At 28.4% G+C, this 21,331-nt stretch carries 22 protein-coding genes and 21 tRNA genes; 41 read left to right on the forward strand and 2 right to left on the reverse strand.

Features of this window, described 5'->3' with window-relative positions:
- Positions 1-23: 23 nt before the first annotated feature.
- From rph to J2S18_RS12990, 24 genes are all read left to right on the forward strand, one after another.
- Positions 24-770 (forward strand): ribonuclease PH, encoded by a 747-nt coding sequence (gene rph, locus J2S18_RS12875; RefSeq protein ID WP_307487391.1) that lies wholly within the window; start codon positions 24-26, stop codon positions 768-770.
- On the forward strand, positions 771-1,382 hold the full coding sequence (locus tag J2S18_RS12880; protein ID WP_307487392.1) for an XTP/dITP diphosphatase: 612 nt from the start codon (positions 771-773) through the stop codon (positions 1,380-1,382).
- 8 nt (positions 1,383-1,390) lie between these two features.
- Positions 1,391-1,867 carry a YfcE family phosphodiesterase gene (locus J2S18_RS12885; RefSeq protein ID WP_307487393.1) on the forward strand — a complete coding sequence of 159 codons (477 nt, stop codon included), beginning with the start codon at positions 1,391-1,393 and terminating at the stop codon, positions 1,865-1,867.
- Positions 1,868-2,083: 216 nt separating this feature from the next.
- Positions 2,084-2,159, forward strand: a tRNA-Pro gene (locus J2S18_RS12890).
- 119 nt (positions 2,160-2,278) lie between these two features.
- A tRNA-Gly gene (locus tag J2S18_RS12895) sits at positions 2,279-2,352 on the forward strand.
- 74 nt (positions 2,353-2,426) lie between these two features.
- Positions 2,427-2,503 (forward strand) — tRNA-Arg (locus J2S18_RS12900).
- 3 nt (positions 2,504-2,506) lie between these two features.
- Positions 2,507-2,582 (forward strand) — tRNA-Pro (locus J2S18_RS12905).
- A 20-nt stretch (positions 2,583-2,602) separates the two neighbouring features.
- Positions 2,603-2,676: transfer RNA gene (locus J2S18_RS12910), tRNA-Gly, on the forward strand.
- 4 nt (positions 2,677-2,680) lie between these two features.
- A tRNA-Arg gene (locus J2S18_RS12915) sits at positions 2,681-2,757 on the forward strand.
- Positions 2,758-2,761: 4 nt separating this feature from the next.
- A tRNA-His gene (locus J2S18_RS12920) sits at positions 2,762-2,837 on the forward strand.
- A gap of 3 nt (positions 2,838-2,840) precedes the next feature.
- A tRNA-Gln gene (locus tag J2S18_RS12925) sits at positions 2,841-2,915 on the forward strand.
- Between the two features lie 7 nt (positions 2,916-2,922).
- Positions 2,923-2,998 (forward strand) — tRNA-Lys (locus J2S18_RS12930).
- A 16-nt stretch (positions 2,999-3,014) separates the two neighbouring features.
- Positions 3,015-3,098: transfer RNA gene (locus tag J2S18_RS12935), tRNA-Leu, on the forward strand.
- An 18-nt stretch (positions 3,099-3,116) separates the two neighbouring features.
- Positions 3,117-3,191 (forward strand) — tRNA-Gly (locus tag J2S18_RS12940).
- Positions 3,192-3,196: 5 nt separating this feature from the next.
- Positions 3,197-3,270 (forward strand) — tRNA-Gly (locus J2S18_RS12945).
- Positions 3,271-3,276: 6 nt separating this feature from the next.
- Positions 3,277-3,353, forward strand: a tRNA-Arg gene (locus J2S18_RS12950).
- A 5-nt stretch (positions 3,354-3,358) separates the two neighbouring features.
- A tRNA-Lys gene (locus tag J2S18_RS12955) sits at positions 3,359-3,434 on the forward strand.
- A gap of 13 nt (positions 3,435-3,447) precedes the next feature.
- Positions 3,448-3,523, forward strand: a tRNA-His gene (locus J2S18_RS12960).
- Positions 3,524-3,526: 3 nt separating this feature from the next.
- Positions 3,527-3,601 (forward strand) — tRNA-Gln (locus J2S18_RS12965).
- Positions 3,602-3,608: 7 nt separating this feature from the next.
- A tRNA-Lys gene (locus J2S18_RS12970) sits at positions 3,609-3,684 on the forward strand.
- A gap of 16 nt (positions 3,685-3,700) precedes the next feature.
- Positions 3,701-3,784: transfer RNA gene (locus J2S18_RS12975), tRNA-Leu, on the forward strand.
- Between the two features lie 18 nt (positions 3,785-3,802).
- A tRNA-Gly gene (locus tag J2S18_RS12980) sits at positions 3,803-3,877 on the forward strand.
- Positions 3,878-3,882: 5 nt separating this feature from the next.
- Positions 3,883-3,956 (forward strand) — tRNA-Gly (locus J2S18_RS12985).
- A 217-nt stretch (positions 3,957-4,173) separates the two neighbouring features.
- Positions 4,174-4,250, forward strand: a tRNA-Arg gene (locus J2S18_RS12990).
- Between the two features lie 93 nt (positions 4,251-4,343).
- Here the strand turns inward: J2S18_RS12990 and J2S18_RS12995 are convergent.
- Both J2S18_RS12995 and J2S18_RS13000 read right to left on the reverse strand, forming a co-directional pair.
- The gene (locus J2S18_RS12995) at positions 4,344-5,516 is read right to left on the reverse strand and encodes a tyrosine-type recombinase/integrase (protein ID WP_307487394.1); all 1,173 of its coding nucleotides are present in this window, start codon (positions 5,514-5,516) and stop codon (positions 4,344-4,346) included.
- 336 nt (positions 5,517-5,852) lie between these two features.
- Complete coding sequence (locus J2S18_RS13000; RefSeq protein ID WP_307487395.1) at positions 5,853-6,425, reverse strand: helix-turn-helix domain-containing protein; 573 nt, start codon at positions 6,423-6,425, stop codon at positions 5,853-5,855.
- Positions 6,426-6,571: 146 nt separating this feature from the next.
- On the opposite strand from J2S18_RS13000, the gene J2S18_RS13005 reads away from it, so the two are divergent.
- The 17 genes from J2S18_RS13005 (at position 6,572) to J2S18_RS13085 (ending at position 21,262) form a co-directional block, all read left to right on the forward strand.
- Complete coding sequence (locus tag J2S18_RS13005; protein WP_307487396.1) at positions 6,572-6,775, forward strand: helix-turn-helix domain-containing protein; 204 nt, start codon at positions 6,572-6,574, stop codon at positions 6,773-6,775.
- 167 nt (positions 6,776-6,942) lie between these two features.
- Complete coding sequence (locus tag J2S18_RS13010; RefSeq protein ID WP_307487397.1) at positions 6,943-7,122, forward strand: helix-turn-helix domain-containing protein; 180 nt, start codon at positions 6,943-6,945, stop codon at positions 7,120-7,122.
- 135 nt (positions 7,123-7,257) lie between these two features.
- Positions 7,258-8,283, forward strand: a complete 1,026-nt coding sequence (locus J2S18_RS13015) for a helix-turn-helix domain-containing protein (protein WP_307487398.1) — start codon at positions 7,258-7,260, stop codon at positions 8,281-8,283.
- 1 nt (position 8,284) lies between these two features.
- Entirely contained in the window at positions 8,285-9,040 is a 756-nt protein-coding gene (locus J2S18_RS13020; protein WP_307487399.1) for an ATP-binding protein, read from the forward strand.
- A gap of 133 nt (positions 9,041-9,173) precedes the next feature.
- Positions 9,174-9,488, forward strand: a complete 315-nt coding sequence (locus J2S18_RS13025; RefSeq protein WP_307487400.1) for a DUF6809 family protein — start codon at positions 9,174-9,176, stop codon at positions 9,486-9,488.
- Positions 9,489-9,515: 27 nt separating this feature from the next.
- Entirely contained in the window at positions 9,516-9,962 is a 447-nt protein-coding gene (locus J2S18_RS13030; protein ID WP_307487401.1) for a hypothetical protein, read from the forward strand.
- A gap of 3 nt (positions 9,963-9,965) precedes the next feature.
- Positions 9,966-10,109: a hypothetical protein gene (locus J2S18_RS13035; RefSeq protein ID WP_307487402.1), complete on the forward strand. Its 144-nt coding sequence runs from the start codon at positions 9,966-9,968 to the stop codon at positions 10,107-10,109.
- A 116-nt stretch (positions 10,110-10,225) separates the two neighbouring features.
- Positions 10,226-10,765 carry a molecular chaperone DnaJ gene (locus tag J2S18_RS13040; protein ID WP_307487403.1) on the forward strand — a complete coding sequence of 180 codons (540 nt, stop codon included), beginning with the start codon at positions 10,226-10,228 and terminating at the stop codon, positions 10,763-10,765.
- A gap of 186 nt (positions 10,766-10,951) precedes the next feature.
- Positions 10,952-11,077 (forward strand): hypothetical protein, encoded by a 126-nt coding sequence (locus J2S18_RS13045; protein ID WP_307487404.1) that lies wholly within the window; start codon positions 10,952-10,954, stop codon positions 11,075-11,077.
- Positions 11,078-11,082: 5 nt separating this feature from the next.
- Positions 11,083-11,661, forward strand: coding sequence for a hypothetical protein (locus J2S18_RS13050; RefSeq protein ID WP_307487405.1), 579 nt, complete (start codon positions 11,083-11,085; stop codon positions 11,659-11,661).
- 442 nt (positions 11,662-12,103) lie between these two features.
- Positions 12,104-12,799: a hypothetical protein gene (locus J2S18_RS13055; protein ID WP_307487406.1), complete on the forward strand. Its 696-nt coding sequence runs from the start codon at positions 12,104-12,106 to the stop codon at positions 12,797-12,799.
- Complete coding sequence (locus J2S18_RS13060; RefSeq protein ID WP_307487407.1) at positions 12,800-13,498, forward strand: sigma-70 family RNA polymerase sigma factor; 699 nt, start codon at positions 12,800-12,802, stop codon at positions 13,496-13,498.
- An 18-nt stretch (positions 13,499-13,516) separates the two neighbouring features.
- The gene (locus J2S18_RS13065) at positions 13,517-13,909 is read left to right on the forward strand and encodes a DUF722 domain-containing protein (RefSeq protein WP_307487408.1); all 393 of its coding nucleotides are present in this window, start codon (positions 13,517-13,519) and stop codon (positions 13,907-13,909) included.
- Positions 13,910-14,232: 323 nt separating this feature from the next.
- A complete protein-coding gene (locus J2S18_RS13070) occupies positions 14,233-16,002 on the forward strand; it encodes a GmrSD restriction endonuclease domain-containing protein (protein WP_307487409.1) in 1,770 nt (589 codons plus the stop codon).
- 1,258 nt (positions 16,003-17,260) lie between these two features.
- Positions 17,261-18,688, forward strand: coding sequence for an APC family permease (locus tag J2S18_RS13075; protein WP_307487410.1), 1,428 nt, complete (start codon positions 17,261-17,263; stop codon positions 18,686-18,688).
- Between the two features lie 357 nt (positions 18,689-19,045).
- Positions 19,046-19,990 carry a hypothetical protein gene (locus tag J2S18_RS13080; protein ID WP_307487411.1) on the forward strand — a complete coding sequence of 315 codons (945 nt, stop codon included), beginning with the start codon at positions 19,046-19,048 and terminating at the stop codon, positions 19,988-19,990.
- A gap of 237 nt (positions 19,991-20,227) precedes the next feature.
- A complete protein-coding gene (locus tag J2S18_RS13085; RefSeq protein WP_307487412.1) occupies positions 20,228-21,262 on the forward strand; it encodes an ABC transporter substrate-binding protein in 1,035 nt (344 codons plus the stop codon).
- Positions 21,263-21,331: the final 69 nt, after the last annotated feature.

Raw genomic sequence — 21,331 nt, forward strand, 5'->3', positions numbered from 1 at the left:
GTAATATAAGGAGGCAAATTGTAATGAGATTTGATGGAAGAAAAAATGATCAAATAAGAGCTACTAAAGTAACTAGAAATTACACAAAGTATGCAGAAGGATCAGTTTATATAGAAGTTGGAGATACAAAAGTTCTTTGTAATGTATCAGTAGAAGAAAGAGTACCGCCATTTTTAAAGGGGACAGGAGAAGGATGGATAACAGCAGAGTATAACATGCTGCCTAGAGCTACAGGTACTAGAAAGATTAGAGATATTGCAAGACTTAAAATAGATGGAAGAACAATGGAGATTCAAAGGTTAATAGGAAGAGCTTTAAGATCAGTTGTGGATTTAAAAGCATTAGGAGAGAGAACTCTTTGGATAGATTGTGATGTTATTCAAGCTGATGGAGGAACAAGAACAACTTCAATAACAGGAGCATTTATAGCTATGGTTGATGCAGTTAACAAACTTCATAAAGATAAACCATTTAAGATTTATCCTATAAGAAATTTCGTGGCAGCAACTAGTATAGGTATAGTTAATGGAGAAAAGGTTATAGATTTATGCTATGAAGAAGATTCAAATGCTAAAGTTGATATGAATGTTATAGGAACAGGTGAAGGAGAATTTGTTGAGGTTCAAGGAACTGCAGAAGAATCTCCAATGACTAGATGTGAACTAAATGAATTATTAGACTTAGGAGAAAAAGGTTTAAGACAAATGATAGCTGTTCAAAAAAATTCATTAAAGATGGATGCTTTATGGATTGGAACAGGAGGAAGATAAATGAAAAAGTTTATTTTAGCTAGTAATAATCAAAAGAAGATAAAAGAAATAAAAGAAATTTTAAAAGATTTAAATTTAGATGTTAAATCTTTAAAGGATGAAAATATAGATATTGATGTTATAGAAGATGGAACAACATTTAAAGAAAATGCTAATAAAAAGGCAAGAGAGATAAGAGATTATTTAAATAAAAGAGGAGAAGAAGATTTTGTTGTTATGGCAGATGATTCTGGCTTAGAAGTTGATTATTTAAATGGAGAACCTGGAGTATATTCAGCAAGATACTCTGGAGAACATGGAAATGATGAGAAAAATAATGAAAAATTATTATTAAACCTTAAAGGAGTTCCAAGAGAAAAAAGAGGAGCTAAATTTGTTTGTCATTTAACTCTTATTAATTCAGAAGGTAAAACTTTAGATATTAGAGGGGAAGTTAAAGGAATAATAGTCAATGAGTTAAATGGAAATGGTGGTTTTGGGTATGACCCTCTATTTTACTATGAGGAATTTGGAAAAACTTTTGGGGAAGTTAGTTTAGAAGAGAAAAGTAAAGTAAGTCATAGAGGAGTGGCCTTAAAAGAATTAAAAAATAGAATTTCAGAGGTATTGTAGGAGGAGTTATGTTAATAGCTGTAATTAGTGATACACATAGAATAAAAAAGTATATAGAAGCCGTTAAAACACATTTACAAGGCGTAGATGTATTAATACATTTAGGAGATAATGTAGATGATGTTATTGACCTTTCAGAAGGATTTCAGGGGGAAGTATATGCTGTAACAGGAAATTGTGATTATTCTAATGATTACCCTATAGAAAGAATAATAGAATTAAATGGGGTTAAAATATTAGCTACCCATGGTCATGCATATAATGTTAAGTATGGATTAAATAATTTATATTATAGAGTACAAGAAGTAGGAGCTAATATAGGGTTATTTGGACATACACATCAGGAATTAATTATTAATGAAAATGGTATAACACTTATGAATCCTGGAAGTGTTTCTCTTCCAAGAGGAAACGGTAGACATATTGGATTTATAAAATTAGAAGAGGGAAAAGAACCTGAAGTATATCTACAAACAATTGAGTAAATAACCTTTAGATAGGTTTATTAATAATGGTTTTATTGTATTAATAATTTGATTATATAGTGATAATATACTTTATAAATAAAAAACTATTAAATTAAATTAGAAATTATTAAAAAAAGGTATTGACGAATTAGTTTTGATAATGTAGAATAGTCATTGTCGTTGTGAGCGACAACAGTAAATAAGAATGTTGGACGTAAGCAATCAATGACTCTACGGGGTGTGGCGCAGATGGTAGCGCGCATGGTTTGGGACCATGAGGTCGCAGGTTCGAGACCTGTCACCCCGACCACTTTAAATTTGTTAAATTAGATGTTGACAAATTCTTATAAAACCTGTATAAATAATAAGGCAGGTTGCTTATTCAACTTAATAAATCTTAAGTGATTTAAAGTAGAATAAACAAGATATGCGGGTGTTGCTTAATGGTAAAGCTCTAGCCTTCCAAGCTAGCCACGAGGGTTCGATTCCCTTCACCCGCTCCACTTTGAAAAAGAGTTTTGAAAAAAGCTCTTGACAAAAAAGACAGAATGGTTTACAATTATAAACGTTCTGAAATGCGTCTTTAGCTCAGCTGGATAGAGCAACGCCCTTCTAAGGCGTGGGCCAGGGGTTCGAATCCCTTAAGACGCACCATTTCGGGGTGTGGCGCAGATGGTAGCGCGCATGGTTTGGGACCATGAGGTCGCAGGTTCGAGACCTGTCACCCCGACCACTTTAAATAATTTAATACCTGCGGGTGTTGCTTAATGGTAAAGCTCTAGCCTTCCAAGCTAGCCACGAGGGTTCGATTCCCTTCACCCGCTCCAATATGCGTCTTTAGCTCAGCTGGATAGAGCAACGCCCTTCTAAGGCGTGGGCCAGGGGTTCGAATCCCTTAAGACGCACCATATGGTGAATGTAGTTCAGTTGGTAGAGCGCCAGTTTGTGGCACTGGTTGTCGTGGGTTCGAGTCCCATCGTTCACCCCATGTAGGGATATCGCCAAGCGGTAAGGCACCACACTTTGACTGTGGTATTCGTAGGTTCAAATCCTGCTATCCCTGCCAAATATATGGTTCACTAGCTCAGTCGGTAGAGCACATGACTTTTAATCATGGTGTCCCGGGTTCGATTCCCGGGTGAGCCACCAATTTAATTAAAAACGTGCAGGTGTGGCGGAATTGGCAGACGCACTAGACTTAGGATCTAGCGCCTTAGGCGTGGGAGTTCGACTCTCCCCATCTGCACCATAATTAAATTACAAAAATGCGGAAGTGACTCAATGGTAGAGTGCCACCTTGCCAAGGTGGATGTTGCGGGTTCGAGTCCCGTCTTCCGCTCCAAATATGCGGGTGTTGCTTAATGGTAAAGCTCTAGCCTTCCAAGCTAGCCACGAGGGTTCGATTCCCTTCACCCGCTCCATAATATGCGTCTTTAGCTCAGCTGGATAGAGCAACGCCCTTCTAAGGCGTGGGCCAGGGGTTCGAATCCCTTAAGACGCACCATTTATGTGCCATTAGCTCAGTTGGTAGAGCACCTGACTCTTAATCAGGGTGTCCAGGGTTCGAATCCCTGATGGCGCACCAATTTTTTGTAGTGGTGAATGTAGTTCAGTTGGTAGAGCGCCAGTTTGTGGCACTGGTTGTCGTGGGTTCGAGTCCCATCGTTCACCCCATGAAGGGATATCGCCAAGCGGTAAGGCACCACACTTTGACTGTGGTATTCGTAGGTTCAAATCCTGCTATCCCTGCCAAATATATGGTTCACTAGCTCAGTCGGTAGAGCACATGACTTTTAATCATGGTGTCCCGGGTTCGATTCCCGGGTGAGCCACCAATTTAATTAAAAATGTGCAGGTGTGGCGGAATTGGCAGACGCACTAGACTTAGGATCTAGCGCCTTAGGCGTGGGGGTTCGACTCCCTTCACCTGCACCATAATTAAATTATAAAAATGCGGAAGTGACTCAATGGTAGAGTGCCACCTTGCCAAGGTGGATGTTGCGGGTTCGAGTCCCGTCTTCCGCTCCAGATACGCGGGTGTTGCTTAATGGTAAAGCTCTAGCCTTCCAAGCTAGCCACGAGGGTTCGATTCCCTTCACCCGCTCCAGTAAACAACTAGTATTTAGTTGTTTTTTTTATCTCTAAAATAGAGAATTTGATTGATAAAATCCACAATTAGTGAAATTATATCCACAAGGAATGATAATCTAACATTTAAATTGTGGATACTTTTTTAAGACTATATGTAAAAATTATCCTATAAAGTAATTTTTGATAATTTTTATAGAAATTTTAGTTTTAAATCATTATAATATATATTGTATGCATCTATAGCTCAGTTGGATAGAGCGGTGGACTTCGAATCCAAAGGTCGCGGGTTCAATTCCTGCTAGATGCACCAATACCAATATGTGAGAGGAGTAAGGTGTAAACTTTACCCCTCTTTTTACCCCTTATAGCTTTTTATAAGGTATTTTTACCACAAAAAAGGACGTTATTTAACGTCCATTGATAAGTATAAATCATTTAATTTACTTGATACATTTTCTTTTACGTTATTCAAAACGTGTGTATAAGTATCTAATGTTGTTGATATATTACTATGTCCTAGTAATGTTTGAACAGTCTTAGGGTTTTCTCCTAATTCAAATAATCGTGTAGCAAATGTATGCCTTAAATCGTGAAATTTTCTAACTTCTAAATTATTATTTACAAGAACCTTTTTAAACTCTTTTCTTAATCTGCTACTATCTAAATATTTACCATATGTATTACAGAATACAATATTATTATTCTCATATAAATTAGCCAGTTTAATTCTATTTTCTAATTGTGACCTTTTATATTGTTTTAGTTTATTAACTAGGAATAAAGGAATAGGAATGGTTCTAATACTGTTTATAGTCTTAGGTGTCTGTATTATTATAGAACCTTTATTACGTCCGTTTTTATCAACACTAGCTATATATTTAGCAGTTTTATTGATAGATATTATATTATTATCAAAGTCTATATCATTCCAAGTTAAAGCTAATAATTCTCCTTGCCTTAAACCAGTATTAAGAGCAGTAGTAAATAATAATTCAAATTTAGTTCCCTTTATAGCTTTTATAAATTGTTGCTGCTCTTCCAAAGTAAAAGGGTGAATATTATTTTTAGCATTTAATTTATCCTCTTCTTTTTTAGTAGGTAATACTATTGCTCTTGTAAAATCTTTAATGATTAGATTATTGTTATAAGCATATCTAATACCAGGAGCTATTATTTTATTTAACTGTATTATTGTACTTGCTGAAATACCTTTCTTTATTAAAGAGTTATAATATTTTTGTATATCAGTTTGTTTAATATCTTTAATGTTTATATTTGATATAGAACTACTTTTAATATAGTTTCTATATAAACCCTCATACCTTTCTTTGGTAGAGGGTTTTTTATTTATGAAATTTACTTCAAATAACCAATTCTCAAAGAAGTGTTCAAAACTCTCTTTGTTATTTATTACATTATGGTCCAGTTCATAAGTTAAATCTTTAATTTTTTTATTTAATTCTTTAACAGTAGTTCCATATAGATCCTTAGGAGCTTTTAAGTTTTTATGCCTTAATCTAAAAAAGTAATATTCTTTATTATTTATAACTCTTTTTCTAAAAGTTGTTTTTGCCATAATATCACCTCATTTCTTTAGTGTAGTGATAAGTTATGTGTAACACTACAATATATTTTCTCCATAAGTGGGGAATATCTAAGGGGGTCGTGAAACGCCTACCCCCTTAATATAAAATTTTCTGCTATTTGTTGCAGAATCTCTAAATCCTTCTAAAGGATTTAGACCATAACTGGGTGAAAAATTACCGAGCCTAATTCTAGGCTTAGTTAAATGGTATTACTTTAAGTTCACCTTAATGTTTAAGAGCTATCTGCTTAACGCAAAATTACGTTTAGTAAATTTACTATGTTCCTGGAGCATAACACCCAATTCAAAATTGGACTGGTTAAATTATTATTTTTTTTCTTTCTTTTTTAATATATTATTTGCTATTTTAAAACCTTTTTCTAATATTTCTTTTTGGTTTTCTAGTTTATGGCGTTCTAATATTTCGTTTATTTTTAATTTATATGAATTAAATACAAAATCAGATATTTCATTAAGTTCATCCATTGAAAAATCTTTAATACTATAATCTAAAGCACTGCTAGTGCATGCTTCTGACATTATGTCTAAAATAGTTGAAAGAAACATTCGATCAATATCAAATAAACAGAACTCTTCACTTTCAGCATATTTAGAACGTATTTCTTTAGATTTTTTTTCAACTAATTCAGAACCCGACTTAATATCTACTTCATTTAATAGATCTTCTAAGACTTTTAGAGATTCATCCGTTATTAATAATTGATGAGTAGTTATATTTAAAATTTTAGCCATTTTTTCTAAAGTTTCTATAGTAGGCTTCCTTTTATTATTTTCATAATTATAAATTGCATTTCTTGAAAGACCACATTTTTTACCGAATTCTTCTTGCGATAAATTAATTTTCTTTCTAAAAAATTTAATTCTTTCTCCTAAATTCATGTAGAATCACTCCTTAAACTAATTTTATATTTTTTTCACACAAATGTAAACAAAAATAATAAAAAATGCTTGACTGAATACATTTGTGTGAATATAATTAAATTATAAAATATTTCACACAAATGTATTCAAAAAAGGAGGAAGTTATGAAATTAGACTTAAATAAATTAAAATTAGCACAAGCAAGGTCTTGTTTGTCCGTTAATGAGTTAGTTAATAGAACAGGTCTTGGAAGAGCTACTATATCAAAAACATTAAATGGAAAAGCTAAAGCTACACCTAAAACTGTAGGTCTAATAGCTAAGGCTTTAAGTATTGATGTAACAGAGATTATTTCAGGAGAGGAATAATTTAGATATCGGTTTAAACGATATCTAAAATTATTTAAAAGTTGGTTTAATCAACATTAGAAAACACATCTAGTAACCAAGTAAGACGGACTAAGCTCTATTAGTATTCTAGTCTTAAAGTATCGCAATAAGTTGCGAAAGATATTAAATGAATTGGAGGGAGATATATGGAAATAGAAGAAAAGATATTAATTAAGCCTAAAGAGGCAAAGGATCTATTAGGTGTAGGAACAAATGCTATATATGAACTATGCAAGGATAAAAATTTTCCTAGTGTATATATAGGTGGAAGAATTTATATTAATAAAAATAAGCTCCAGGATTGGGCAGATAAATTATGTAGATAGAGAGGTGTTTAAAATGAATTTTAAGCTATTTAAGAAGTATATAGATTTATGTATTGAATTACATAAAGAACCTACGTGGGAAGGCGTTAGAAGATTTAGAGGTATATTTGCATAAGATAAGTGGAGGTGTTGAGAATGAGTAAGGAGGTGTTGAATAGTAATGTTAATGCTTTATTGATTATGAATAGAATTGTTTATAACGATATACCAGTAGAGCTTAATAGAGTAGAAAAAATGGTTTTAATATCTTTAATTAACCATAATAATTGGAAAACTGGAATATGTAAGCCATCAATAAGAACTATACAGAAAGAATGGTTTTATCATAATGATAGAGAGGTTATTAAGGCTTTAAAAAGTTTAAAAGAAAAGAATATATTTTCTAAGCAAACAATAAAAAGGAGAAACTATTATCAATTAAATATAGAACTATTATTAAGAGATTACCTACAAAATGACGGTAACTGCTTAAATGACGGTAACCTACAAAATGACAGTAATAATAACTGCTTAAATGACAGTGATGATAACCGTCAAAATGAGGGTACTAACAATGAATTAACAATGAAAGAACAATTAAATATATATAGTCCTTTAGATAGTGAAACTTATGTTAATGAAATTAATAAAGAATTAGAGGAAGATTTACTTAAGAGAATAAAAAGTAAATATTCTAAAGAACTTATAAAAGATGAATTAGAAAAACTTAAAGATAAAGGTCTTAGTAATTTAGATTTATTAAAAGAGTTAGAGAAGAATTTAAAATCTAAGAAAAAAGAAATAAAAGAAGATTGCAGCAAAGATATAAAAACTATATTTAATTGTTGGAACTCTAAAGGGATCATTAAGCATAAGACTTTAAGTCCAGTAATTAAAAAGGCAATAGAGAAGGTATTAAAGAATTATAAGCTAGATGAAATAGTCCAAGCTATAAATACTTATAGTGAAATATTAAATAGTCAGTTTTACTTTAATTATAAATGGAGCTTAAGCGATTTCTTAAATAGAAAGAATGGCATAAGTACATTTATGGAAGAAGGTTCTAATAAGATTAACTATGAAGAATGGGAGAAGAATAAAAATAACATTTCAAAGTTGGATCCTAAAAATATAAAGGTTAATCCATTAGAAACACCAACTAAATTAAGAGGGTGGGATTAATATGGAACGAGTTAATTTTAATAAAATCAATGAAATAATTGATAGATGTAAGTCTAAAGCTGAAAAGATAGAATATAAATGCCCTATCTGTAGAGATACAGGACAAATAATAATAGAGCAATTACACGCTCAACCAATAATTAAAGAGTGTGCTTGTAGAAATAAAGAAAGACTAAGAACTGAATGGATAGAAAGTGGATTTAATCCAAATAGAAATGATTTGACATTAAATAAATTCGATAATAGTAAAAATACTTTATCTAAGAAAATGAAAGAATTAGCAGAAGACTATATTTCAAATTATGAAAATATACAGTTTAATGATAATAGTTCAATTGCATTCCTAGGAGAGCCTGGAACTGGTAAGACACATATTTGTGTTGCTATATCATTAGAACTCCTTAAGAAAGGATTTAGACCAGTATATTTTCCTTATAGGGATTGTATTGATTTATTAATTGATTTAAGAGTATCAGATAAAATTAAGTACAATGAGAAATTAAATAAATATCAAAATTGCAATATATTATTTTTAGATGATGTATTTAAAGGAGGATATAGTGAGGCTGAAATAAGATTGTTATTTAAAATAATAAATCATAGATATATAAATAAGCTGCCTATAATCATATCAAGTGAATATCTAAGTGAAAATTTATTAAAGATTGATAAAGCAATAACTTCAAGGATTATAGAAATGTCTAAAGGTAGATTATTAGATATTGTTGGAGAGCAGTATAATCAAAGGCTATATTAAAAAAAGACTAATGTAAATACATACATCAGCCTTTAGGGTTATTATGTTACCCTTATACTCGCAACATAAAGGTAACATAGTAGCTCCAATAAAATCAAGAGGAAAACAAAAGAAATATTGGAGGAATTTAAAAATGAAGGTTAAAGATCAAGTTAAATTATTTAAAAATATAATAGAAAATGAATATAGACATACCCAAGATACTGAAATAGAGGATATAACAAATGAATATGTAGAATATATGGAATATTCAAAGGAACAGGATAGAATATTGGAGAGGTTAAAAGAAACCCTATCAGATGAATATTTTAATATGGTAAGTGAATTGAATGATATAAATGCAAATATGGCTTGTTTAGAGCAAAGACATTATTTTAAAGAAGGTGTAAAAGCTGGATTAGATAGCCTTAAATTTTTAGGCGAGTATAAGTCAATGATGTTACTTTAATATTTAAATGGTGGGAGGAATTTAAAAATGATTAGAAAGATTAATGGAAATATATTTTATATATCAGCTTTAGATTTTCAAGGAGATAATAAAAAGTTTTATATTACATTTCGTACTATCAATGGAGTTAGTGGATTTGATTTAGTTATTAATAGAAAATGGATAGATACTGTTGGAATGGGTAATGTAGCGGGAAAAATAGAACTTGCTTTAGCTAATCCAAGGAAAGCAATGGTAAATAGATTTGGTAAATTAATAAAAATTCATAAGAAACTTGAATTTTATAGAAAAAAACAATCAGAGAAAGAAGAACATTTATTCAAAGATAATTTAATAAAAGAGTTTAAGAAAGTAGAGAATGCTAAATCAACTCTCATAGAGAAGTTTAACTCATTAAATGAAAGTGGCCAAGCAAGAGCTCTGGATTATCTAAATGATTTAACTGAGATGAATAGATATAAATTAGGGGCATAGCAAATGAGTAAGATAATGATAAGCTATCAAACAATACAGGAAAGAGAAAGGATCATTAAGGCTTTATCAACTGGAACAAAGATAAAAAAGATTAGTAAGCCTTATGAGAAAGGTAAATATATAAGGATATATATTGATATAGAGTAGGTTAGCGACCATAAAGGGCGTAGCTTAATAAAGGGTTCGACATTAAGTCGAGCCTTATTATTTAAATAAAACGTAGTGATATAGGTTTATTAACACTACAAAAGGAGTGAAATAGTATGTTTTGTTCAGTAAAAAGGGGGAAAGATAAATACGGAAATATATATAAATTTTATTTATGTAATAGATATAGAGATAAGGAAACTGGGAAGGTAAAAAGTAGTGATAAATATATAATGACACTACAGGAAATTGATTTTACAGATTTAAGAATAAGTACCATAGCAAAGCATATAAAAAAGGTTTTAAGTGAAAAAGATATTGTTAATGAGATAGAGCAAGACCTAGTATATGACAAGTATTTAGATATTAGGGGTAAGATATTAGAGAAACAGAGAGAAAAGCAAGAGGAAGAATATAAAAAGCAGCAAAAAGAATATGAGGAATATAGAGAGTATTATAATTCATATTCTAGTGGTTTCAGTAGTGGTACAAGTTCTATAAGTTTTGATGACACTACAAAAGATATAGCAAAAGAATTTATAAAGTTAGGCTTTAGAGCTATGGCCAAGAAATATCACCCCGATATAGTAAAGGATAGTGGGGAAAAGATGAAAATTATAAATGATGTAAAAAGTAAGTTAGATAGTATTATGTAAAACGTATGTTTGTATTAGATTAAGAAGAATGATATAATAAATATAAAGAGAAAAGAATATTTTAAGTACCCTACCTATTAGGTGGAAGGCGTTATATAAAGCCACGGGAAACAATTAATCAGTAATTAATACTGGTGTTGTTCCTGTGGCTTTTTTGTTGCTTATAAATAGAAAGGAGCATACAGGGTGAATGATAAGGCAAGAGAAGAAAGAAACGCTTATATGAAAGAATGGCGTAAGAAGAATAAAGATAAGATGAAAAAGTATCAAGAAAAGTATTGGGAGCGTAAAGCTAAGGAAGAAAGGAAGTAATAAAAATGGAATTTAATGAACAATTAAGAGGAGAAATAGAAAGTAATTTAAATAAGAAAACTGAAAATACAATAAATAATTTAAATGAGTTAATAGAAAAATGTAATCAAACAATAAAGACATCAATAAATAAAAGAAAAGAATATATAAAAAGTGGAGATTTAACTAATAGCAAAAAACAACAAGCTTTAATAAATGGAGCTAGAGAAGATATAGAAAATTATAAAGAAATATTGGAAAATGTTTCGAAAGTTAAATCCATGGAAAAGGATCAATACGAGATATTGGCTAAAAAGATAGAACAATATTACTTTACAGAAATAAAAAATAAAAGTCAGGAACTATTAAATAAATTTTCTGAATTAAAAGAAATAGCATTATCTTTAAATCAATTAGAAGAGAAAAAGAATGATATAGCCTTAGAGTTATATACTAAAGCTGATGGATACGAAAATAAGTATAGGCAAGTAGCTAATGTTTATGCAGATAGGGATTTGATTAATATTATTATCAATCAAGGAAATGGAAGTATAGAGAATAGAATAAAAAATCAAATAGAAAAATTTGATATTGTTTTAGAATAATATAAATTGGACTAGAAATAGTCCTTATTTATTTAAAAAGTCTTAGTATTTAGTAGTTGTAATGTATATGAGATTAATTACTTAGTAAAACTTAGTATTATATATGTTAACTTTTGTTAACCTATTAGATATAAATAACCTTATAAAACCTTATTTAATTTATACTACTTAATACTATAAATCTTTATTATAAGCTAGTCAAAACTAGACTATAAATTTTAATAGTGAGCGTTCTTTATAAATAGTTAACGTTCACTATTTTTATAAAGAGCGTTGCACACAAAGAAAGGTAACGTTGCATACAAAAGTAACGGAGTATTATGTTGAGAAATGTCAAGGTTAAGAGGGCATTATCATAAGAAACCTTAAGATTTAATATTAAGGTAAAAGTAATGCACTATCTTAAATAAACTTACTATTTAGGCTATAAGGAGTTAAAAGTATGAGGGTAGATATTACATCAATACAAGAGAATAAGCCTATTACAATAAAGCAGAGTATGGAAGCAAAGAGTTTTTATGTAGTACTGAATTATAGTCCATTAGAAAAAGCTATTTTAATTAATATAGTTGCAAATAGTTGTATTGATTCAATAAGTAATGAAAGTAAAAGAATAGAGGTAGCATATCAAAAGACAGGATTTGGATTTAAAAGATTTTTTAAATGTCCTTATTGTGGATCTAGAAGAAAGTATTTATATCCAGTAGGTATTGGAAGGTTTGCTTGTAGTAATTGTTTAGAACGTAATGTATATGCATATAGGACTAATATATATGACGGGAATATAGAAAAGGTAATTAAGTATAAGATCATTAAGAATTTATTTGAGCTTGATTTTGATTTAGATAAACTTGGAACAATGAATATAAGAGATATTAATAGAAATACAGTTAATATGTTTAATTTATTAGGGAATATACCTAGTAAGCCTAAATATATGAGGTGGAATAAGTATGAAGAAATATGTAAGAAAATATATTTTTTAGATTTTATATATTGGCAAGTAGCTGATGGAAGAATAAAAAAACTTAAAGTTAAGGAATTAAAAGATATGCTTAATAAGAACAATGTTAATTTTGTATATGAGAATATAATAGCTCCAATATATTTTAAGGAGATATATAAAGAGGTGAATTAAATGACTAATGAGGAACTTGTTGTATCATATCAGCAAGGCAATAAACAAGCCTTAGAGCAGTTAATAGAGAATAATCAGAAGTTTATATATAAGATTGCTAATAAGTTCTATACAGAGGGAATAAGCTCAATAGATAAAGACGATTTAATACAAGAGGGTACAATAGGTTTTATTATAGCTTGTAATAAATATGATATTAATAATGAAAAGAAAGCCTTATTTATTACATACGCTTTTCATTGGATATATTCAAAGATACATAGGTTTATAACTAATAGAGATACCAACGAGGAAACAAGCCTTAATAAAACAGTTGGTGAAGAGCAGAGCGAATTAATGGACCTTATAGAAAACAAAGATAATTGTATAGAAAAAATAGAAGATGATTTATATACAAAAGAATTAAGAAGAGAGTTAGAGGATTTAATGAATACTTATAATACATTACATGAGAGAGAAGTATTAAAGCTATATTATGGGTGGGATACGGACCAGGTATCAATAGAAGATATAGCAGATATATTACAAGCCTCTTCTAATTATATAAGAAAAACTAAGTCAAAAGCTATAAGAAAGATAAGGAGCAGTATGTGGTTTAAGGCTGAATACAATAGAAGGTATAGAGAAGATATAACCTTTGAAAGAGTATTAAGAAATATAGATTTAGGTATTGATATGAATAGTACCTATAATATTTAGGTTTGTTGGAGTGAGTAAATGAGTAATAAAGAAGTGGTTGGAAAGTTTGAAAGAGCTATTACAGAATATAAGGGATTATCATATAAGATTGATTTTATAAATAAAGAAATAGATATAGTTAAAAATGATGAATATTCTAAAGAAGAGGAATTAATAAAGTTAAATAAAGATTTAAATAAATATATTAGACTTAAAAATATTTTACATATGTGTTTAAGTAATTTAAATGGAACAGAAAGAAAAGTTATAGAATTAAGATATTTAAGTAAAGAAAAATTAACATGGAAACAAATAGCTAGTGTAGTTGGTTTTTCAGAAGATCATTGTAGAAAAGGGATAAAGATTAAAGCAATAAATAAAATAATAGATGATTTAAATAACTGCTGCATAGAAGTAGATAAATACATTTGATTTAAGGATAGGATTAAGGTTCTTATCCTTTTATTTATATATGGGAGCAAAGTATTTAATGACCTATTAATTAAGGAGGCTATTATAATGGAGCATAGAGAAATAATGATGAGGAGAATAAAAGAAAATTAGGAAGTCAAGTATTTGTTAAGATAAGTATATGCAGTGCTTAGGGATAAGAATAATAAATAGGATACTATAGAATAAGTGGAAAATTAAATAATATGTCTTGCATAAATTGGTAGAAAAAAATTATAATAAGAATTATATAAAATTATTATTTATTCAATTTTAAATCGAGTAATAAAGAAAAGAGGGAATATATGCAAGATTTAACGGTAAGGTCAGAAAATATACAGAGAGTTTTTAGATATTATATAGAGAATAGATTATTAGTTAATAGAAGATATCAGAGAAAGTTAGTATGGAGTATAGAAGAAAAGTCAGCATTCATAGACTCATTAATTAAAGGATATCCAGTTCCATTAATATTATTAGCTGAGATTAATGAAAATAATAAGAGTACATTTGAAATAATTGATGGAATGCAGAGGTTAAATGCAATAATGTCGTTTATAGAAGGTGAATTTTCAGTGCAAGGAGAATACTTTGACTTAAATGCAATGGCGGAAAGTAAATTACTATATGATGATGGAAAATTACAACAGAAAGAACCAACTTTAAATAGAGAAAAATGTACTAATATTGCTTCATATGTGCTACCGTTATCTATATATAAAATGGAAACAACTGATCAAATTGATGAAATATTTAGAAGAATCAATTCAAATGGGAAACATTTATCTAAACAGGAGATAAGACAAGCAGGAGCAACAAGTTCATTTGCTAGTTTGGTAAGAGTTATATCCAGTGAGGTAAGAGGTGATACATCGTTAAAAGATCAGTTGTTATTAAATGACATGAAAAAAATTAGTATTACAAATAAAGAGCTTAATTATGGAATAAATGTTGATGATGTATTTTGGGTTAAAAATACAATAATAAGAAGAGAGCAGGTTCGAGAATCAAAAGATGAGGAAATAATTGCTGATCTTATAGCTTATATGGTTTTAAAAGATAAACCAATTTCAAGTAGTAAGATGCTAAATGAATTATATGGAGTTACTGGTAGTAAAAGCAAAAGGCATGCAGAAATAGAACAAGAAATAACTAAGAGGGGTAAAGAAAATATTAAAGAACAATTCTATAATGTATTAGAAGTAATTAAGATTGTTTTATCTAAATCAAATAAAAAATTTAATGAATTAATATTTAATGGAAATACGAAAGATAAAATACCAAGATATTTTCAAATAGTGTTTTTAGCTTTACACGAATTATTAGTAGTAGAAAATAAAAAAGTTGCTTCAATGGATGGGCTAATAAATAGTTTAAAAGGGATTGCATCAAATATTAATATAAGTCAAGGTGGCGGAACATGGGCAGCAGGAGAAAGAGAAAATAATGTTTGTTCTGTTTACGGCATTATTAAGAAAAATTTTGTAGAGAATAAAGAAGATCCAGCTATCTATCAATGGAGCATGGAATTAGAAAATATTTTAAATCAGTCAACTACCGAACAAGCATCATTTGATTTTAAAATTGGATTTTGTAATCCAGATAAAGGAGAATTTTTAGAAAGTACATTTAGTAAAGCAATAAAAACATTAACTGCAATGGTTAATAGAGGAAAAGGTGAAGTGGGGTATATAGTAGTTGGTGTTGCGGATAAAGAGGATGATGCAAAGAAAATGGAAGCTATAACATGTGAAAGAAGTTTAAAGTTTAATAATTATTTTATAACTGGAGTTAACCATGATATTAAAATATTAAATACAAATGATGATAGATATTATCAAAAAATAACACAAAAAATAGAAAAAGAACCGATAGAGGAGAAATATAAGTCTAAAATACTTAGTAAGATTAAATATTTAAATTATTATGGTAAATTAGTAATAATACTGAAACTAGAAGATTGTGATGAAGCAATATTATATGATGATAATTATTATGAAAGAAGAGGGGCAAATAATCATAAAATAGAAATGAAAGATGTGATGCCTTTTTTAGCAAAGTTCGGTAACTCTTAAAATGATAATAATATAATTTGAAAAACATAGGATTTTAATATAATAAAAAGTCCTATGTTTTATATATTTTCTCTGCAGAAGTGGTAAAATTAGAGTGAAATATAAAAAACACTATCAAAATACTATTAAAATAATAAGGTATAGTGTTATTTTTATAAAACTATGATGTTACCAGTGGGAAAAAATCTAAATGAAATATATTAATGTTTAATATTTACCACCTTTTTTACCCCTTATAAAATAAGATTATTTAAAAAATACTAAAAATAATTAAAATAAGAATGGCTATATAACAAGGTTTAAGTATAATGTAAAAAATATTAAAATGATAGTTTTCGTTTCCAAAGGTCGCGGGTTCAATTCCTGCTAGATGCACCAATAAAGAGGATTGCAATTTTATTGCAATCCTTAATTTTTTATTAGAATAAATTCTTTAATTAATAGTAACTTAGAAAAAGGAATTTAATATGTTTTATAGAATATTATAAGTATATTATTAGGGAGGGCAAAATTATGACGAAACAGTAGAACTATTAGAAAAGATTTATTTAAAACTTAATGAGATGAATGAAAAGGTTTCCAACGCTAAAGAGGATTATTGTAATCTAAAAAAGGAAGTTTTAGAAATTAGAAAATCAATAGAATCAATTGATACAAGTTTACTTAATGTAAACTTGGAGATTAATTCAATAAATGCTAATTTACCAAAATAAAAATATGGAGTTTTTAATATACTTGTTTTATATTTATTAGTTTAATATTACTGAAAAGTTTAAATTTCAGTAATATTTTTTTGTTTATTAAAAAATATGAAAAATATAGTAAAATAGTAGAAAAAAATACATATATTTATAAAATTTGAAATAAAGAGCTGAAAAATGAAGATATTTTATTAAATTAATTGTTTTAATAATTAAATATATGTATTTATAAAATTGACAAAAAAATATAAAAAAATATATAATAAAGTAACAACTTAATTAAAGAGTATAAGTTGTCAGTATTTTGTTATTATAGCTAAGCAGTTTAGTTTTTAGTTTAAGTGAATTAATATTTGTATAATTATTTTTAGTATCCATATGTAAAAGATAAATATATAGTTTTTATAGCAATGAAGGCATTATAAATTGTTTTATTCATTGTTTTTATTATTTTTTAGAAAGTAATATTTAAAATGGTTTTTATTGATAGTTTCTAAAGTAATTAAAGACAGTGTTTATATAATTAAAAAATATTAGTATAAAAAGGGGGAATATATATGTCTTCGGAGAGTAGTTCTAATAATGAGGGATTTGAACGTGTATTATCTAAAAAGGATGTTTTTGCTTTAGCTTTTGGTGCAATGATTGGTTGGGGCTGGGTTGTTTTAACTGGTAACTGGATTAAAAAGGCTGGAAGTGTAGGTTCCATATTAGCTTTTATTATGGGTGGAATAATGATACTTTTTGTTGGTTTAACATATGCTGAATTAACAGCTGCAATGCCTAAATGCGGTGGAGAACAAGTATTTAGCTATAGAGCTTTAGGTAGGAATGCATCTTTTGTATGTACTTGGGCAATTATTTTAGGATATGTTTCAGTAGTAGCATTTGAATCTGTTGCTTTTCCAACAGTTTTAGAGTATTTCTTTTCAGGATCTTACTTAAAGGGATACATGTACTCTATTGCAGGATATCAAGTTTATTTTTCTTGGGTAATACTAGGTTCTGTAAGTTCTATAATAATAACTATAATAAATTATTTTGGAGTAAAACCAGCAGCTGTTATGCAGGGTGTAGTTACATTTTTCATAGCTTGTGTTGGAATAGCTTTATTTGGAGGAAGTTTAGTAAATGGAAATATTCAAAATATGGATCCAACTTTTGTTGATGGAGCTACAGGTGTTTTAACAGTAACAGTAATGACACCTTTTATGTACGTAGGATTTGATGTACTTCCACAAGCTGCTGAAGAGATAAATGTACCCTTTAAAAAGATAGGTAAAATAATAATTTTATCAGTAGTAATGGCAATAGTTTGGTATGCAATAATAATATTTGCAACTTCAAGGGCATTAAATTCAACTGAAATTGCAAATTCTACTTTAACAGCAGCAGATGCTATGAAAAAGGTATTTGGAAATAGTGAGTTAGCTGCAAAAATATTAATTTTAGCAGGATTAGGTGGAATACTAACAAGCTGGAATTCATTTTTTATGGGTGGTAGTAGAGCAATATATTCAATGGCTCAATGTGATATGTTACCTAAATTTTTAGGTAAGCTACATCCAAAATATAAAACACCTACTAACGCTATAATATTAATAGGAGTAATTTCAACATTAGCTCCTTTACTTGGAAGAAATATGCTAGTGTGGTTAAGTAATGCAGGTGGATTTACTATAGTTATAGCTTATATGACAGTTTCAATTTCTTTTTTAGTTTTAAGAAAGAAAGAGCCAAATATGAAAAGGCCGTATAAAGTTAAACACCCTAAAATTGTAGGTACATTAGCTGTATTATTATCATTAGATATGTTTATTATGTATCTTCCAGGTTTCCCATCTGGACTTAGGTGGCCATATGAATGGATGATAATTATAGGCTGGGCATGTCTTGGAATAATATTTTATAGTTGGACAAGCTTTAAGACTAGAGATGTTAAAAGAAGATCTCCAGATTATGATGCAGAGGATGTTGTAGAATAAGTTTTAAAAGAAATTTTATAAGGATATATAAAAAATGAAGAATAAGTTTTTTTATTAAGCACTATCAAAATTAAATGTTTTGATAGTGCTTATTATTATACTTTTAAAGAAATATATATAATATTTTAATATAAAAAAATATTAGTCAAAGCAAGTATTTAGATTATAAAAGCACTAACTATTTAAAATAAAGTACATATAATATTAAAATTAAGTTTTTAATATTAAGATATAATTTTTATAGTCTGGATAAGGTTAGGGTTTTGCTTTATTTAGAATATTTAAGATTTTATAGGGGAATTAAGCAATTTATATAAGTTAATATAAATATGTTTAACATAAACTCAGGAGGAAACAATGGAATCTAACAGAAAAAAGCAAATAAAAAAAACATTTTATGATAGTAGAAAATTAATATTTAGTAATAAATGGGGATTTTTATGGAGAACAACGATTTTTCTGTTATTAATTTTTGTTATAACGGTATTGCTAAATAATGATTATAATTTTAAGTTTTTTGGCTACAGTATATTTAGTATTAAAATATTTTTACCTAAAAATTATATTTTATTTTATTGTATAAATACTTTAAATGCTTTAATTAGCTTATTTTTAATGACTATGTTAATAAAGTTATATATAGTTTCAGAAAAAGAAAATAAGCCAGTTAGATTAAGAAATAGTAAGATAACATTTAAGGTATATTGTAAAGCATTGGTGTTTAATATATTATATTGGGCTGTAGTATTTATTCCTGTGGTAATGGCTAAAGCATACATTATGGCAGAATTATTTAGTGGTACAACTTTTGATGATACACCTCAAAGAATAAGAACAGTTATTTTTATACTTGTTTGTTGTTTATTATATTTTTTCATACTTAGAGTATTATTTTTTTCAATAATGTATATATTTATAGATGATGAAAATATAGGAATAATTAAAGCTATAAAAAAGAGTATATTAATATTGAAATGTAATGTTATATCAACAATTAAGATAATATTTTTTCTTGATGTACAATTTGCAATTGCAATGTTATTTATTGCTTTTATTACAGTATTTAATGATAAGGTACCCTATCTTTTTGAAGGTATATCAATAATAATAATTTCATATATGGTAGCTTATTTATATATGGTTAAAATAAAATGGTATAAATATTTAGTTAGTTTAATGGAATTAAAGGATAAGAATCAAAATAAGGATAAGGAAAATGATGAAGATAAAATAGATAAAAATAATGAAAAAGTCTTTAGTGTAGAAGATAAAATGGAATTAATTAAAGCTATAAGAAATTAATTTTAGTCTATTATGACTTTATAAAAAGCTTTCTGTAAAAACAGAGGGCTTTTTTATTTTAAGAAAAATACTATTTTGAAATACTTAATTCATTTGTATAAATTTTAGTGATTTTTTTATTATAACTTTAAATGTAATAAAAATTTACCACTTAAGTAATGATTTTTTACCTATTTTGTCACAAATAATTCTGAATACGTTATCATAAATTCATAAGAGTTTAGGAGGGAAATAGTAATGAAAAAGAAAAGTTTAATTGCATTAACACTATCAGCTGTAATGGCTATTGGATTATTCACAGGTTGTGGAGGAGCAGAGAAAAAAGAGGAAAGTGCATCAAAAGGTTCATTAACTATTTATTGTGGCTTAATGGAAGATCACATGGTAAAGGCTGTTGAACAATTTAAAAAGGAAACAGGAATTGATGCTCAAGCAGTAAGAATGTCATCAGGGGAAATACTTGGAAGAATAAGAGCAGAAAAAGAAAATCCTAAGGCTTCAGTTTGGTTTGGGGGCCCAGCAGATGCTTTTGTACAAGCAGGTGATGAAGGATTATTAGAAAAGTATGTTTCACCAGAAGCTAAGGAAATTCCAGCAAAATATAAAGATAAAAATGGATTATGGACAGGAATATATGTTGGATATTTAGGTTTTGCTTCAAATAAAAAACTATTAGATGAAAAGGGAATTAAAGCACCTACTAGCTGGGAAGATTTATTAAAACCAGAATTTAAGGGACAAATCTCAGTTGCAAATCCAGGTTCATCAGGAACAGCATATACAATGCTTGCAACAATAGTTCAAATAATGGGAGAGAAAAAAGGAATGGAATATATGGCTAAGCTAAATAAAAATGTTAAGTCATATGAAAAATCAGGTACTGCTCCAGCTAGAATGGCAGGTCAAGGAGAAGTAATGGTTGGTATATCATTCTTACATGATGCAATTAAATATAAAGAAGAAGGAATGAACGATTTAGTTTTAACTACACCAAAAGAAGGAACTGGTTATGAAGTTGGAGCTGTTGGAATTATAAAGAATTCTCCAAATCAAGAAGCAGCTAAGAAGTTTGTAGATTTTGTTCTTTCAAAGAAGGGTGAAGAAATAGGACAAACAGTTGGTTCATACCAATTCTTAACTAACCCACAAGCTAGAACACCAAAACAAGCAGAAGAAATTAAAGATACAAAACTTATCAACTACAACTTAGAGTGGGCAGGAAGCAACAGAGGTAAATTAGTTGAAGAATGGAATAAAGCAATAAAGAAATAATTTTAATATGTAAATATATTTAAGGAGGAAAATCCTTTTAGAAAGTAATATTTAATAAAACTTCTTTAA

This window comes from Eubacterium multiforme, assembly GCF_030813415.1.
Lineage (GTDB): Bacteria > Bacillota > Clostridia > Clostridiales > Clostridiaceae > Clostridium > Clostridium multiforme.